Annotated in this window: 15 protein-coding genes; 10 read left to right on the forward strand and 5 right to left on the reverse strand. The window is 51.9% G+C overall.

Translation table 11 applies throughout. The features are described from left to right. Positions 1 to 165 precede the first annotated feature (165 nt). From HFN16_RS17490 to HFN16_RS17515, 6 genes are all read left to right on the forward strand, one after another. Positions 166 to 348 (forward strand): FeoB-associated Cys-rich membrane protein, encoded by a 183-nt coding sequence (locus HFN16_RS17490; protein ID WP_168891963.1) that lies wholly within the window; start codon positions 166 to 168, stop codon positions 346 to 348. A gap of 50 nt (positions 349 to 398) precedes the next feature. Next, positions 399 to 641, forward strand: coding sequence for a FeoA family protein (locus tag HFN16_RS17495; RefSeq protein WP_168891964.1), 243 nt, complete (start codon positions 399 to 401; stop codon positions 639 to 641). Positions 642 to 646: 5 nt separating this feature from the next. Then, on the forward strand, positions 647 to 2,779 hold the full coding sequence (gene feoB / locus HFN16_RS17500) for a ferrous iron transport protein B (protein ID WP_168891965.1): 2,133 nt from the start codon (positions 647 to 649) through the stop codon (positions 2,777 to 2,779). 154 nt (positions 2,780 to 2,933) lie between these two features. Continuing rightward, on the forward strand, positions 2,934 to 3,896 hold the full coding sequence (locus HFN16_RS17505; RefSeq protein WP_168891966.1) for a nucleoside recognition domain-containing protein: 963 nt from the start codon (positions 2,934 to 2,936) through the stop codon (positions 3,894 to 3,896). Between the two features lie 27 nt (positions 3,897 to 3,923). Next, positions 3,924 to 4,304 carry a RidA family protein gene (locus tag HFN16_RS17510; protein ID WP_168891967.1) on the forward strand — a complete coding sequence of 127 codons (381 nt, stop codon included), beginning with the start codon at positions 3,924 to 3,926 and terminating at the stop codon, positions 4,302 to 4,304. A 235-nt stretch (positions 4,305 to 4,539) separates the two neighbouring features. Continuing rightward, positions 4,540 to 5,331 carry a 2-amino-3,7-dideoxy-D-threo-hept-6-ulosonate synthase gene (locus tag HFN16_RS17515; protein ID WP_168891968.1) on the forward strand — a complete coding sequence of 264 codons (792 nt, stop codon included), beginning with the start codon at positions 4,540 to 4,542 and terminating at the stop codon, positions 5,329 to 5,331. A gap of 361 nt (positions 5,332 to 5,692) precedes the next feature. Here the strand turns inward: HFN16_RS17515 and HFN16_RS17520 are convergent, their stop codons facing one another. Further along, on the reverse strand, positions 5,693 to 6,001 hold the full coding sequence (locus tag HFN16_RS17520) for an Hpt domain-containing protein (protein ID WP_168891969.1): 309 nt from the start codon (positions 5,999 to 6,001) through the stop codon (positions 5,693 to 5,695). A 135-nt stretch (positions 6,002 to 6,136) separates the two neighbouring features. Here HFN16_RS17520 and mltC point away from each other — a divergent pair, with 135 nt between their 5' ends. After that, positions 6,137 to 7,291 (forward strand): membrane-bound lytic murein transglycosylase MltC, encoded by a 1,155-nt coding sequence (gene mltC / locus HFN16_RS17525; protein ID WP_168891970.1) that lies wholly within the window; start codon positions 6,137 to 6,139, stop codon positions 7,289 to 7,291. A 12-nt stretch (positions 7,292 to 7,303) separates the two neighbouring features. Continuing rightward, positions 7,304 to 8,227, forward strand: coding sequence for a hypothetical protein (locus tag HFN16_RS17530; RefSeq protein ID WP_168891971.1), 924 nt, complete (start codon positions 7,304 to 7,306; stop codon positions 8,225 to 8,227). Positions 8,228 to 8,374: 147 nt separating this feature from the next. Here HFN16_RS17530 and HFN16_RS17535 read toward each other — a convergent pair whose 3' ends face one another. From HFN16_RS17535 to HFN16_RS17550, 4 genes are all read right to left on the reverse strand, one after another. Next, positions 8,375 to 8,731, reverse strand: coding sequence for a hypothetical protein (locus HFN16_RS17535; protein WP_168891972.1), 357 nt, complete (start codon positions 8,729 to 8,731; stop codon positions 8,375 to 8,377). 2 nt (positions 8,732 to 8,733) lie between these two features. After that, positions 8,734 to 9,336, reverse strand: coding sequence for a hypothetical protein (locus tag HFN16_RS17540; RefSeq protein ID WP_168891973.1), 603 nt, complete (start codon positions 9,334 to 9,336; stop codon positions 8,734 to 8,736). A 79-nt stretch (positions 9,337 to 9,415) separates the two neighbouring features. Then, positions 9,416 to 10,969, reverse strand: a complete 1,554-nt coding sequence (locus HFN16_RS17545) for a glycosyltransferase family 9 protein (RefSeq protein WP_168891974.1) — start codon at positions 10,967 to 10,969, stop codon at positions 9,416 to 9,418. 72 nt (positions 10,970 to 11,041) lie between these two features. Further along, positions 11,042 to 12,118, reverse strand: coding sequence for a putative nucleotidyltransferase substrate binding domain-containing protein (locus tag HFN16_RS17550; RefSeq protein ID WP_247648377.1), 1,077 nt, complete (start codon positions 12,116 to 12,118; stop codon positions 11,042 to 11,044). A 186-nt stretch (positions 12,119 to 12,304) separates the two neighbouring features. Between HFN16_RS17550 and HFN16_RS17555 the strand changes: the two genes are divergently transcribed. Both HFN16_RS17555 and HFN16_RS17560 read left to right on the forward strand, forming a co-directional pair. Beyond that, entirely contained in the window at positions 12,305 to 12,649 is a 345-nt protein-coding gene (locus HFN16_RS17555) for a sodium/substrate symporter small subunit (RefSeq protein WP_247648378.1), read from the forward strand. Position 12,650: 1 nt separating this feature from the next. After that, positions 12,651 to 14,225, forward strand: a complete 1,575-nt coding sequence (locus HFN16_RS17560) for a cation acetate symporter (protein WP_168891975.1) — start codon at positions 12,651 to 12,653, stop codon at positions 14,223 to 14,225. The last annotated feature ends 294 nt before the right edge of the window (positions 14,226 to 14,519 follow it).

Here is a 14,519-nt window from a genome sequence, read left to right on the forward strand (position 1 = left end):
ACATTTCTTGATCAAATTAATCATGATTCAACAAACTTATGTAATATTTGGTTAAAAACCAAACATACTAATTGAAAACATTTCTCAAAAGCCTCTTGACATTGATTCTCAACATCACTATTTATCACTCGTTCGCCTCAAAAAGAGGCATCAAGTGAGGAAATCATGATAGACAACATTCTGGTCGGAGCCATCGTACTAATTGCTGCCGTTTACATTGGTCGTCGCTTGTATAGCCAATTCACTGCCAAGTCATCCGGTTGCGGCTGCTCCGGGTGTGGACAAGCAGGCTCCTGCTCTGGCATACAGGACACCCCTGGCGCCAGCCACTGCGACTCCGCTAAGTAATTTTTTTTGCCACATCATTGATAAAGATTATCAACCAAAAGGATTCAATCATGGGGAAACCGGTTAGCCTGCGTAAGGCAAAAGTCAACCAGCATCTGAAAATCGTAACCATCTCCGCCAGCGGCGAACTTGGTCGCCGCATCCGTGACATGGGACTGATCCCCGGCACTGAATGCAAAGTCATCGGCAAGGCACCACTCAAAGACCCTGTGGCCCTCCGTCTCAAAGACTTCACTCTCACTTTGCGCAACAGCGAAGCAGATCACATTACAGTTTCCATTCTGGAGGACTAAACACCATGGCCCATTATACCATTGGTATCGCAGGCAATCCCAACTGCGGTAAAACCACCATGTTCAACGCCCTGACAGGCGCCCGACAACATGTCGGCAACTGGCCCGGCGTAACCGTTGAAAAAAAGATCGGTAACCTTACTCGCGGTGAAGATCAGGTTGAAGTAGTGGACCTTCCCGGTACCTACTCCCTGACAGCCTATACTCAAGAAGAACTGGTAGCTCGCAATTTCCTCGTTGATGAACGCCCAGAAGTAGTCATCGACGTCATGAACGCCGACGCGCTGGAACGAAACCTGTATCTGGCAGTCCAAATCATGGAGCTTGGTGTTCCGTTAGTTCTTGGCTTGAACATGATGGACGAAGTTCGCGCTAGCGGAAAAGAAATCGATAGTGCACGTCTCGCCGAGCTGAGCGGCTGCGCTGTTGTCGAGACTGTAGCTCGCAGTGGTGAAGGAACTGAAGAACTCCTGAACGCAGGCATTGCCCTTGCTAAAGACAAAAAAGGTCTCTGGAGTCCTGTAAATATTTCGTACGGTCCGGACCTCGACCCTGTTCTTGATGAAATGGAAAAGCTCATCAATGAAGCCGATTTCCTGACCGACAAAGTGCCTGCCCGTTGGACCGGCATCAAGTACCTTGAACGCGACGAAGACGTTGTAATCAAGGGACGCATGGCTAACACAAATCTTTCCGACAAGCTGGAAGACATGGCCCGCGAAGTGGGGGAGCATACCCAGAAGACTCTCCACGCCTTGCCCGACGCACTTATCGCGGATCATCGCTATGGATACATCGCCAGCATCATCAAAGATGTAGTTTCCTACCCTTCCCTGGATGAAGACCGCATCAGCCGGTCCGATGAGATGGACAAGGTCCTGACTCACAAGATCCTTGGTCCCCTCATCATGCTCGGTGTCATTTTCATGATCTATAAGGTCACCTTCACCGTAGGTGAAATCCCAATGGGCTGGCTGGAAACATTATTCGGCTGGATTGGTGATGCCGCCACGGAAGCCCTGCCCGAAGGACATTTCCGTTCTTTGATTGTCTCCGGTATCATTGACGGCGTTGGCGGCGTGCTTGGCTTCGTTCCGCTCATTATGTTCATGTTCCTCATGATCTCCGCATTGGAGGACTCCGGTTACATCGCCCGTATGGCCTACATGCTCGACCGCGTATTCAAGATCTTCGGCTTGCACGGCACCTCTGTCCTTCCCTTCATCGTTTCCGGCGGCATTGCTGGCGGTTGTGCGGTCCCTGGCGTCATGGCATCCCGCACCCTGCGCAGCCCCAAGGAAAAACTGGCTACCATCTTTGTTGCGCCCTACATGACCTGTGGCGCCAAGGTTCCTGTCTTCCTCATGCTGGCAGCAGCGTTCTTCCCAGAGTACGGCGCATCCGTCATGCTCATGATCACCTTGGGTGCATGGGTTATGGCTCTCATCGTAGCTCGAATCCTGCGCTCCACAGTTATCCGCGGCGAATCTACTCCCTTTGTCATGGAACTGCCGCCCTACCGCATGCCAACTCTCCGAGGCGTACTGATCCATACCTGGGAGCGCACTTGGGAATACGCCAAGAAGGCCGGTACCGTAATTCTCGGAATCTCCATCCTGATCTGGGCCATGATGACCTTCCCGCAGCTCCCAGCTGATCGTATTGCCCATTACGAGCAACTCCGCGCCGCCGCTTCCGAAGAAGCTGTCGTGGATATCGACAACGCTGAAGCAGAAGAAGCCATTCGTCACACTATTGCGGGCCGTATCGGCACCGCCATGGAGCCTGTCACCCAGTTGGCCGGTTTCAACTGGCGCACCAATATCGCCCTGACTGGCGGATTCGCAGCCAAGGAAGTCATCGTCTCCACCCTCGGTACCGCCTACTCCATGGGCGAAGTTGACACCGAAGAGACACAGCCCCTGTCTGACCGACTTGTGGCCGACGCAGACTTCTCCAAGGCAACCGCAGTGGCGCTCATCCTCTTCACCATGCTTTACGCACCATGCTTCGTAACCGTCGTTGCCATGGCTCGTGAATCGAGCTGGAAGTGGGCCGCATACTCAGTCTTTGGTTCCACAGGTCTCGCCTTCTTCATGGCAGTCCTAGGCTACAACGTAACCAAGGCGTTTATGTAACACCAAAATCATACCACTCAAAAAAGGGAGTCCTCGCGGGCTCCCTTTTTTTTGTGCCTTTCTGACCTGTATATGCTCGTTCGATTCCTAAGGAGAGTCTTTCTTTTTGAGGGCAAATGCCATATCTTCCCGCTCGAGAAGAGAGAGGATAAACATGAGTAAATTGGTCGAGATAATAAAAGAGCTGTTGCGAGACGCATTCTCTGCAACTCTTGAATTGTGCAAGGTAATGGTCCCCATTCTGATCCTGGTCAAAGTGCTTCAGGAGTTGGGACTTATTCAATACCTTGCTTGGCCGCTTGAGCCTGTCATGGCATTGGTGGGACTTCCTGCTGAGATGGGGCTTGTCTGGGCCTCCGCCATTATTAATAACATATATACCGGCATGATCGTACTTGCATCACTGGTTGGCGACAATCCGCTGACCACAGCACAGGCGACCATCATAGGTGTCCTCATGCTGGTCGCGCACGGCATTCCTGTAGAATGTGCCATTGCCCGCAAATCCGGCGCGCGTTTCCTGTTTCAGGTATTCATGCGACTTGTGGGAGCCTTTATTTTCGCATGGATTCTTCACAGCATTTACTCGGCCACAGGGACCCTTCAAGGGCCGGCAACCATGCTTTTCCAGGTCGATGCGGCTACAGACACTTCGATTATGGGCTGGGCAATGGACCAGGGACGCAACCTGATCTCCATTTTCTTCATCATCCTTGGCCTACTCATCATGATGCGCGTTTTGCACGCCATCAAAGTGATCGACCTGATGAATCGCATCCTGCGCCCTGTTCTCGACCTCATCGGCATTGGCCCCAAAGCATCTGCAATTACCGTCATCGGCCTGACTATGGGACTCTCCTACGGTGGTGGCCTCATCATCAATGAAGCCAAAAGCGGCACCGTGGGAAAGGAAGACATATTCTACTCTCTCACACTCATGGGCTTGTGCCACTCGCTTATCGAGGATACCTTACTCATCATGGTCATCGGTGGTCACATCTCCGGTGTATTGTGGGGACGTCTACTTCTCTCAGTCCTCATCATGGCTGGAGTCGTTCAAATTGTCCGACGACTTTCACCAGAATTTCAGAATAAATACCTTTGGGTGGCAAAATAGCTTCCCTGCAAAACAAGGAGAAATGATATGTCCATTACTCTCGTACACACAGACAAAGCCCCGGCAGCAGTTGGCCCTTACTCCCAGGCAACCAAAGCCGGCGGAACTCTCTATGTCTCCGGCCAGCTCGGCATCATCCCCGGCGAAGGCAAACTGGCAGAAGGGTTCGAGGCGCAGACCAAACAGGCTCTGGAAAACCTCAAAGCCATTGTAGAAGAAGCCGGTTCCTCTCTGGAAAAGGTTATGATGGTCGACATCTTCGTCACAGACATGGGCAAATTCGCCGACCTAAATGCCATTTACTCCGAATATTTCACCGATCACAAGCCTGCTCGCGCAGCTATCGAAGTAGCCGGTCTTCCCCTCGGCGGTCTGGTTGAAATCAAGTGCGTAGCCCTTTGTAGCTAGATCTTAACGTAACCTATACTTGACACTTCAAATTAACTTCGGATATTTAGTACAAATCATGCACAACATCACCGCTCGTTTCTTTTTCTTTTTTAGCTTTTATTTCAGGAACGCCTGCGGTCTTGGTGTGCACTAGCATTTAGTAGAGAGAAACTAACCAAGAGGCCGCGGGCAAAGTCCGCGGCCTCTTTCTTTTTGGGCCGCACCGCCGGTCAAAAATCAAGGAGAGGGAGTTATGCACCTGGGTAAAGCAATCAGAATGGAACGCATCATGAACCGTAACAACGGACGCACCATCGTTGTGCCTCTGGACCACGGCGTAACCGTTGGTCCCATCTACGGTCTCATCGATCTGCGCGACACCGTAAATCAAGTCGCCGAAGGCGGCGCCAATGCCATGCTCATGCATAAGGGAATTCCCCGTTGTTCCCACCGTGCAGGCGGAAAGGACATCGGCCTTATCATTCACCTGTCCGCGTCTACATCCCTGTCGCCCTTCCCCAATGCCAAGACCATGGTTGGCACCGTTGCTGATGCCCTCAAAATCGGTGCGGATGCTGTTTCTGTTCACGTCAATCTCGGCGACGAAACCGAACCGCAGATGCTGGCCGACTTCGGTGCGCTAGCTTCTGAGGCAAATGAATGGGGTATGCCGGTTCTGGCCATGATGTATGCCCGAGGCCCCAAGATTTCCAATGAATACGACCCCGAAGTCGTAGCCCACTGTGCTCGCGTCGGCGTTGAATTGGGGGCAGACATCGTCAAGGTCAACTACACCGGCGACCGTGAATCCTTCTCAAAGGTAGTGGATGGCTGCTGTGTACCTGTGGTCATTGCAGGTGGCCCCAAGCTCGAGAGCGAGCGAGACCTCGTTCAAATGGTATACGACTCTGTCCAAGCAGGTGGTGCAGGCCTTTCCGTTGGACGCAATATCTTCCAGCACCCCAGCCCGGCCAAAATCGTGGCCGCCCTCAACAAGGTGGTTCACGAAGACTGGGACGTGGATGCAGCAATGGAACTGCTGTAAGCAAAAAGGCGGGGAGAAATCCCCGCCTTTTGTCATTTTGGATGTGTCAATTTTCCAACATTGTAAGACATTGCGCAGCAATGTTTTCCGACACGACGAAAACACCCACTGTAACCAATAGTAAATACTACTAATCCGAAAAAGCTTCCCCTTGGCACACATAGTGCTTATACTATAAGTACCTGGGAGACAGGTGAGGCCGGAAAGAGATTGGGAACCAACACAAACAGAAGGTTGAAAAGGCCCTAGGCCTAATTTAACACAGCGTTCCAGTCCACCTGCCCACGGTCTCTCCGGGCCACAAAGACAGGAAGGGCGATCACCTCAGTGACCGCCCTTCCTGCCTTTGTGGCAAACAAATCTATTCTCCGAACTCAACCCGAACGTTGTCCAGATAGTAAGACATCTTCTCTGTCACCTGCTTTGCCTGAACTCTGTCCTCAGACTTGGCAGCCATCTCCAGTTCAAGGCCTATATCCCCCATACCGCGAAAACCGTAACCGTAGCCAGTTCCCTTTGCAGTATGCCCCAGCCTGGCAAGCGTCTCAAAATCACCCGCTTCGAGAGCAGCCTGCATCTTGATGACGTCTTTTTTCGAGTTGTCGAAAAACTTCTCCATCAACTCTTCTAGATCGGGATCAATATGCTCGACAAATGGACTGCCGGTCATGTTTTCCTCCGGGACAAAAGACAGGTTGAACGAATATCAACACGAACTTGTGTTTCCAAGCAAAGGCCAATAATCTATATTCCACTCTTTCTACACAAATGCAAAATGTCAAGTGGATTTAAACCGTTGCATAAAATGAAACATATCGTCCTCCTGCTGTCACTTTTGACACTCTTTTCCTGCTCCCGTTACGACGCCGTACGCATTGCCCGCGCGGCAGCAACAGGCAGCCCTACGGCTGCAGCAGAAGCACTGGCTCGCGACAAAGCCATCGGCTATGCCTCCAACCCCAAAGCCTTGGCTGCTGACCTCAAGCAGTTCAAAAAGATAATTGATGACTTTATCCAGTCTATCGAATCCGTCTGGGGCGAAAACGACGTTCGGATTCCCCGCCCCAAAGAATACGTAAAATACACCCACAACTACCTTTCCCGTGCGAGTGTTGATTTCGATTCAGGCATCATCACCGTAGAGACTGTGGATAATAAGAAGCCCAAGGACAGCTTGAAAAACGCCATCGTCACCACCCTTCTCACACCAGGTGACCCTCGAGCCGTCGATCTCTACTCGGCCAAAACAGTCAAACTTGGCGAAGCGCCCTTCCTGCTTGGCGAAGTAAAGGACAACGAGAACAAAGACATCCGTTGGGCATGGCGAGCTGAACGATATGCCGACTACCTGCTCGCAACTAACATGAAAACGCGCAAGGTAGACGGCAAAACGGCTTGGTACGTCTCTTTCAATATGGTGAAAGACCACCTGAATATCCGTGCCCGCAAATATCGTGAATTGGTTGAATCAGCGTCAAAGCGATTCCATGTCAGCAGGAACCTGATCTATGCCATCATGAAGGTTGAATCCGACTTCAACCCCTTTGCCGTCAGCTCAGCCATGGCCCTCGGCCTCATGCAGGTAGTTCCGACTACGGCAGGCAGTGATGTTTATGCCTATCTCCACGGCAAGAAAGGCACCCCGTCTCGTCAGGCTTTGCTACAGCCCCCGACCAATATCACATACGGAACAGCCTACCTCCACATGCTCGACACAAAATATCTTGCAGAGATTAATAATCCGGTCACTAGAGAGTATTGTGTCATAGCCGGTTATAACGGTGGCGCAGGATCAGCATTACGGACTTTCCATAAGGACAAAAAGAAAGCTGCTCAGATCATCAACAAGACTCCGGCATCAAAGGTATACGAAGCGTTACGATATAGACATCCGTACGAGGAAACACGCCGTTACCTTGGCAAGGTTCTTGAAGCGAAAAAGCAATTCGTCAACTTCTAGACAAACACAGAAATGAACATACAGGATCTCATCAACTCCGCTCGGGAAGCCTTGACCGGCACGCTGAACCAATTCGCACCGAACGTCCCTCCAGAAATCATTCGTTACGGTGGAGCCGCCATCCTTATTGCTCTATCCCTTCTTTTGCTCATTTTCGCTCTGCGACTCATGCGCCCCACCAACAAACGGTCTGCCTCAAAGAGAGTCAACGTGCCCCGTGCCCTTCAAAAAGAAGGTGTTATTATGGACGTGCTCAACAGCGGCAGTGAAGAGGACGTAGCAGTTCGCTGCGTGGTCACGGCAGCATCTTCCGGCAAGATCAAGTGCGAGATCATCGAGCGTCTTGATGTAATGAAGACAAAGCAGGGTAAAGACGTGGTCTGTGTTTTCGCCCCCATGAAAACCGACACCGGAAAGGTAAATTCCTTCACCGCCCGACTGATTGAATCTGATACCTCTGGCCGAAAAGCTGACCGTATTGTACTGGCTGCCCCCGCTGACTACGCAATGCTGCCGCGACGCAAGCACACTCGTAAACGGGTAGCAGACCAACAATTCATCCGCGTCAAACTCTGGGTGGACAATCCATACGTTTCAGACATTTCCTTTGAAGATGCAGCCCCACACATCGGCGTAAATTCATTTGCCGCAAGTGGTCCGGATCAGTCCGCCAACGCCGTGGTCAACATCTCCAATGGGGGCCTCGGCCTCAGCGTGGTCAATCAGGCACTCCCTGAAACCTGTGCCGTCGGCTCTCCAATTGCCATCAACCTCTTTATGTTCAATTTCAAAGAGAAGTCCTTCAAGCCATATTGGTATACTGGCGAAGTCCGCTCCATGGAAGAAGGCCGACCGGGGTTCACTCGCATGGGCATTGAATTCAACGGTTCCGGTTCTCCCTTGGACAACGGCGGAATTCGCTGGACCAAATTCTAATACAATCCAATCCGAAAGCAGAATGACTGGAAAGAGGACCTGGTTTCCTGCCTTCCCGCCTCCCAGTCACAACCAATCAGTAATTGCCCAATAAAAAAGGCCCGGTCATTTGACCGGGCCTTTCATATTGCCATTACCTTTTCGAGATCAGCCTTTCTTGTGCACGAACCGCTCTTTGGCTAGGCGAGGCATATTGCCGGAACCGAAACTGTAGCCAGCGATGCGCTTATTTTGCTTCTTGATGTTGGCGAGGTCGTTTCTGAGGGACGAATGGAGCCTGCGCGCCTCGTCGGTGATTTCGTCATGAAGTGACTTCATCTCCACCAACTTGTCGGCGAGTTTCTTCAGATTGTCCTGATCCAGATCACGAATGGCTTCGTCAAGAATCCGTTCACGGTCCTTGGACAACTTCTCGGCCTCGAAAACGTCTCCTTCAGTGAGGAAGCCAAGCTCCCTTCGCCCAATGGAGAGCGCCTCGTCCAGCATCTGACGACGTGCGGACATATCTACCTCTTCGCGCTGCGAATGTCGTCGCGAATCTGCTTGATGACTCTCTTCCACTTTTCCACCGCCGGGAGGAATTCGTATTCAAGAAGGTCAGCCAGAAGAATCCAGTCCTCATTTTCGAGAACAGTGGACATCTCACTGAACATGTCGTTGAGCTCTTCTGCTGCGCGCTCGTATTCCTTGTGATCCTTGAGGGAATACTCATCGCGAAGCACACCGATCATGCGCAGGAAGTTACGAATGACTTCCAGCAGATCCTGATAGGTTTCCAGAGCCTCAGCGTCATCAGCCTGACGGAAGAGTTCGGCAACGTGCTTGCCGCCTTCAGCCATGATATTCACGACCTTGTAAAGCTCGAGAGTGATCTCCACAGCCATATCGTCTGTGGCCATGGTTTTGATCTCCACGGACTCTACTTCGGTAATTTCGATGTCTTCCGCCTGATGGGGATAAATTTCGGTAAACGGCTCATTATTAACCAGAACATCAGTTACGATGCGGTTTTCCAGGGCACCTTCACCCACGACCATTTCAAAAACCTGCTCAAGGTTTTCAGGCTGTTGCCCAGTCATTTCATACTGCTTGCCATCGATAACGATCATTGTGAGTTCCTCCTCGAAAAGGGATGATAAATTTTCCGTAAAAATCGGTTCGTCCCGGATTATTCAATATCCGTGCCGATTATACGAACTCACCCTGAAGGGCTGCCACGAGAGAACGATAGCGTTCTGTCATATCCAACAGGGAAACCATATCATTTCCACTCTTCTGAGATTCAAACATCCACAATGATCCAAGTATGTTAAGATAAGAACTTGCACCCAGAACATTTTGCAAACGCTGCCATGATGCAAGGTATTTTTTCTTTGCTTGCTCTCTGGGATTGCGAAGGAGCAACATGCCCTGCTGGGAAAGAAGGAACAGCATGTCGTGGGCGCTCGTCAAAGTTTTGGATATTTCTTCCGCCACGTTGGGAGACAGGCGTTCCGCTAGCCCTGTACGCCCTGCAGAGGGAACTCCATCTAGGAAATTGAGGTAGTGAGCATGCTGAATACCGATCCAAAGGGCGCGGTCAGAATCATCATGCCCGGAAAGGCTGACCAACTCCATAAAACCGTCAGCCCCCGAACGCGTAAGCCATGCTCGAGTACCTTCGAAGCGGACCTCGCCCTGATCATAAAGCAATGATTGCAGCGCGCCATACATGGCATCTGGAGTCACCGCCCTACGACAGGCATTCTCATTGGGACACTCCTTACCGAAATCGCAAGGATGACACTCCATGTCCGGTTCAAGGCAAATATTACCTGCTCGATACGGGCCGGTGTCCCACGGTTGAGCCGTGGCAAGAAAAACTGAGCACAAGGGAGTCCCCATGCCTGCAGCCAAATGCATTGTCCCGGTATCGTTCGTAACAAGTGCAGTGCATTTACAGAGAACTGCTGCAAGCTCGGTCAACGATGTTCTGCCCATACAATTAACTACCGGAGCACCAATCTGCTCTTGGAAGCGATCGCCAAGTTCGCCCTCTCCCTTAGTGCCGAGCAGAACAGGAACCAAACCGTCACGCTCCCATGCCTTTTGTGCGACACGAACAAAAAACTCAACAGGCCAGCGGCGACGTTCTTCACTCGCCCCCATCTGCAAGGCCAGAAATCCTTTAGCACCCTTCGAAGCACTCTCACTCAACAGCGTATCGGCTCGTCCCATGGCTTCTTCACCAGGCTGAGCCAAAACCAAAGAATTGCCTTCATTGCCAAGACCTGCAGTACGACGAAAAATATCACAGATATTGAAAGGGCTTGCTCCACGATTGCTGCCACCCATTTGAAGAAAAGCAGCCCAAGCAGATGTGTCAGCATTAAAACCAAGTTCATCCACGGAAAAGCCGACCACCTCACCATCAATTGGTGCCAAGTCATATGTCAGAAGACGCGAAGATATTGATGGAGTCAGATTAACGGTCCGATCTGGAGCAAACGTCGCCATTACGCTCGCCTTGAAATCACTGGAGTCCCGGACAGCCAAGCGCCAGTCGCTATCCAGCTTGGACAAAAGCCCCGCACCAGGAAAAGGGAAAACAATATCAACACCGTCAAGAAGTGTTGCAGCTGATGAAAAATTCTCAAGGCAAACCAACCCAACCTTATGCCCCTGGCTTTTGAAGCCACTTACCACTGGCTGGGTCTGGATCAGGTCGCCAAAGCGCGTCAGATTGATGATCAGAACGTTCACAAGGTTATTCCTTAATATATAGTGGCCGCCAAAAAGCTGTCAGCCCAAAGAGACGATGCAAAATCAAAGCCGCTATAGACCCGTGCCTGCCTGAACCAGCCGCACCAACTTCTCCACAGCCTGAATGGAAGTTTTGAGCCTGGCCTTTTCCTCTTTGGGCAACAAGGTCGGATTGACATAGTTATGCGGCGGTATCCCCTCGCGATCACATTCCAAGCCAATGGTCAACCGCTTGAGTTGGAGATACTCCCAGGCGTCCAGCAAGCTATCTTGATGCTTCGACGAGATATGCCCCGCCTCTGCCAACAGGCGCAATCGCTCACAGGTGTTGTGTGGCAACAGATCATATTTGAGAGCAAGAATACGGGTGCTATTGGTCAAGTGGGCCAAAACAGAATGCTTGATATCGAGATACCCCTGCCATGGACCGGACTTCTTCGTAATGAATGCCCCGAACATGGAAAGCGGTAAACGGTAGTCAGTCAATTCCTGAATAAGCAAGGAGATGGCGATGGGCTTGGTGCGTACATATTCCCACAATCGATCACGCAGAAGCAACACGTCACGGGGCGCACCGAACACGGCCTTGAAATCAAGAATAAGACCGGATTGCCACGAGCCCTTTTCTGCCGGGTTGGAAAGCCATCTGGTAAGCCGAGACAGCCAGACGTCAAAATCGCCACGCCATTCAGGGTTACTGATCATGACCCCACCTTCACACAGCGCCAAACCAGCTCCATCCAAAGCCACTACAATGGATTGAGTGACATCTTCCAGCTCTTCCTCATCAGGATCAGCACGCATAAGGAGACCGTTGTCTTGATCAGAACCCAAGACCTGCTCCTCGCGACCACCCGAACCAAACTCCACAAAGGTACAATCCCGCAACCACGGATATTCCTCTGCGTGGGCCTCAAGCACGGCCAGAATGACGGATCGATTATAGGCAGAAAGTCGTTTGCAGGTTTCTTCGGCGCTTATGCCATGGTCCAGCCAGTCCTCAACCAGATCAAGGCGGGTACGCCTGATGCCGGTCAGCTTACCCTCACGAGCCATCTCAAGGAGTTCGCGGTCCAAACCATCCGGTGCGTCCACTTGACCGTTCACCTTGAATTCCAACAGCTGTTTATCTGCTGACTGACCGCTCAATCCCCTCTCCTCAACGTTTTTCGCTGCCGTTAACCGGAAGAAAACACCCGTTGACCGGGCCCCTGAAATGGCATGCCACCACGACCAGCCGAGTTTGACCGTTTACCGGAAATGCAATGCGATTCTGCTTTTCTCTACTGTAAAAGGAATCCAACGGCAAACAATTCAACCTTTCAGGGGGCAAACATGAGTCAGACAGAAGTGATCGGCAACGAGCAGTCCGAGTTCTCCATGGCCGCGGACACCCCAACCCAGGGGGAAGCAATGGATCAGATCGAAGCAATTCGAAAAAAACAGCTGAAAATGGCGCTGGGGGTAGGGATTCCTTACTTCAGCTTTGTCATCGGTATTTTCCTGGTGGTGTATCTCGCGAGCGAGACGGTAACCCAGGTAAGCATTATGGGATTCCCCCTGCACTACTGGCTGGTGGCGATCGCTATTTATCCCATAACGTGGGCGCTGTTCATCTGGTACGTACGCAAGGCGAATAAAATGGAAGACGAAATCGAACAACAGGTCGGAGGACAATAAGATGGAAGCCGGATACCAAATACCCATCATGGCCCTCATCCTCATCGGATGCATGCTGGCCTTTACCGTGGTCACCACATTTATGTTTCGCAGCCAGAAAACGTCTGCCGACTATTACCTGGCCGGTCGTAAAGTTAACTCCTTCATCAACGCATCAGCGATTTCCTCGGACTATCTGTCCGCAGCTTCTTTCCTCGGCGTCGCCGGTGTCGCATTCCTGTTCGGATTCGACGGCATCATCTACGCCCTGGGGTTCTTCGTAGGATACATCGCCCTGCTTTTGTTCCTGGCGAGCCCGCTCCGCAAATTCGGCCGTTACACAGTGCCCGATTTCGTGTCTGAGCGTTTTCACTCCAAGACAGCACGCGTGCTCGGAGTCATCGGGGTTCTCTTCATTTCCCTCTTTTACATGGCTCCGCAGATGCTGGGTGCTGGCAAGGTCATGGGCTTACTGCTCAACCTGAATTACGAAACTTCCATCGTAATCATCGCCTGCATCATCACCTTCTACGTCACTGTCGGCGGCATGAAAGCAACTACCGTCAACCAGTTGGTCCAATTCTGGATTCTGTTTGGTGCCATGTTCCTGCTCGCCTTCATCCCGTTCATGATCAAAGGTTACACGTACACTGACGTAGTCAATTTCCTGGCCACCTTCAAAGGTCCCGATCCGGAAACCGGCAAGATGTTTGACGGTGCTGCATACACCAGCCCGGCATACTGGCTGACCAACCTCAAGGACACCATGTCCCTGTTGCTGGCCCTGATGTTCGGTACCGCTGGCCTGCCGCACATTCTGGTGCGTTTCTACACCGCACCCGATGGTAAGGCCGCTCGCAAGACCGTTATCTACGTGCTCTTACTCATCGGTATGTTCTACATCCTGAGCCCGTACGTCGGCCATGTCATCCGCTACACCTACATGCAGGGCGAAGCCCTGGGCCTCTCTCCGCATTTGATGAAGTGGCTCGCTGCTAATGGTAAGAACCTCGCCGTTCCTGTTGCTGGCTCCCACTTCGGCGGACAGATCCTGCTTGGCATCGTCGTGGCTGGCGCCTTTGCCGCCATCCTGTCCACGGTTGCCGGTCTGATCATCGCCTGCGCCGGAGCCATCGGCCATGATCTGGTGGTTAACGTGTTCAATCCGGATATGCCTGAACGCTCCCGCGTCAAGGTCGCTCGCATCTCTTCGGTTCTGGTTGGCCTGCTCGGTATCCCGCTGGGCTTCTGGGCCGAGTCCATGCAGATTGCAGTGCTTGTTGGCCTCGCCTTCGCCATCGCTGCCTCCACCTTCTTCCCTGTGCTGGTCATGGGCGTATGGTGGCCAAAGATGACAAAGAACGGTGCCTGCGCAGGATTGGCCACAGGTATCATTGGCTCCTTCTTCATGATCCTTGGCAAGGGAATGCTCCCTGAACTCCTGCAATTCAAGAACCCCGGCGGATTCGTCATGCTCCTCTCTTTCCTCGCCATCTACGTGGCGTCCAAGATGGAACATGCCGCCAAGGGAGAAGACGCTCTTCCTCACGATACCAACGCTGTCATGGCCATCCTGCATGGCCCTGAAAGAGCATAAATAACACAGAGAGGCGTTGCACAAACAAGCGCCTCCTTCCTCACCTCATTGGTTGTGGCGGGATCGTCTGTGGGGGGACGATTCCGCCACTCCAATGAAAGAGACACAAATGAACAAATTGATTTTCGGCAGCAATAAACTGCCATGTACGATTTGAAATTGAATTTTCACAGACAGGGCAACCGCCTGGGGCAAGCGCGGTTGCCTTGGCTGCGTCTGATGACAAGCACATTCATTCACACGGAAGCTAGGCACAACCATCAACATGTAGTATGGGTGCAAGAGGAGGAAAAT

The organism is Pseudodesulfovibrio sp. zrk46 (genome assembly GCF_012516435.1).
Classification (GTDB): Bacteria; Desulfobacterota; Desulfovibrionia; order Desulfovibrionales; family Desulfovibrionaceae; genus Pseudodesulfovibrio.

Coding starts and splice junctions, on each gene's coding strand:
- HFN16_RS17490 (WP_168891963.1), top strand. CDS start 166: ATGATAGACAACATTCTGGTCGGAGCCATCGTACTAATTGCTGCCGTT.
- HFN16_RS17495 (WP_168891964.1), top strand. CDS start 399: ATGGGGAAACCGGTTAGCCTGCGTAAGGCAAAAGTCAACCAGCATCTG.
- feoB (WP_168891965.1), top strand. CDS start 647: ATGGCCCATTATACCATTGGTATCGCAGGCAATCCCAACTGCGGTAAA.
- HFN16_RS17505 (WP_168891966.1), top strand. CDS start 2,934: ATGAGTAAATTGGTCGAGATAATAAAAGAGCTGTTGCGAGACGCATTC.
- HFN16_RS17510 (WP_168891967.1), top strand. CDS start 3,924: ATGTCCATTACTCTCGTACACACAGACAAAGCCCCGGCAGCAGTTGGC.
- HFN16_RS17515 (WP_168891968.1), top strand. CDS start 4,540: ATGCACCTGGGTAAAGCAATCAGAATGGAACGCATCATGAACCGTAAC.
- HFN16_RS17520 (WP_168891969.1), bottom strand. CDS start 6,001: ATGACCGGCAGTCCATTTGTCGAGCATATTGATCCCGATCTAGAAGAG.
- mltC (WP_168891970.1), top strand. CDS start 6,137: ATGAAACATATCGTCCTCCTGCTGTCACTTTTGACACTCTTTTCCTGC.
- HFN16_RS17530 (WP_168891971.1), top strand. CDS start 7,304: ATGAACATACAGGATCTCATCAACTCCGCTCGGGAAGCCTTGACCGGC.
- HFN16_RS17535 (WP_168891972.1), bottom strand. CDS start 8,731: ATGTCCGCACGTCGTCAGATGCTGGACGAGGCGCTCTCCATTGGGCGA.
- HFN16_RS17540 (WP_168891973.1), bottom strand. CDS start 9,336: ATGATCGTTATCGATGGCAAGCAGTATGAAATGACTGGGCAACAGCCT.
- HFN16_RS17555 (WP_247648378.1), top strand. CDS start 12,305: ATGAGTCAGACAGAAGTGATCGGCAACGAGCAGTCCGAGTTCTCCATG.
- HFN16_RS17560 (WP_168891975.1), top strand. CDS start 12,651: ATGGAAGCCGGATACCAAATACCCATCATGGCCCTCATCCTCATCGGA.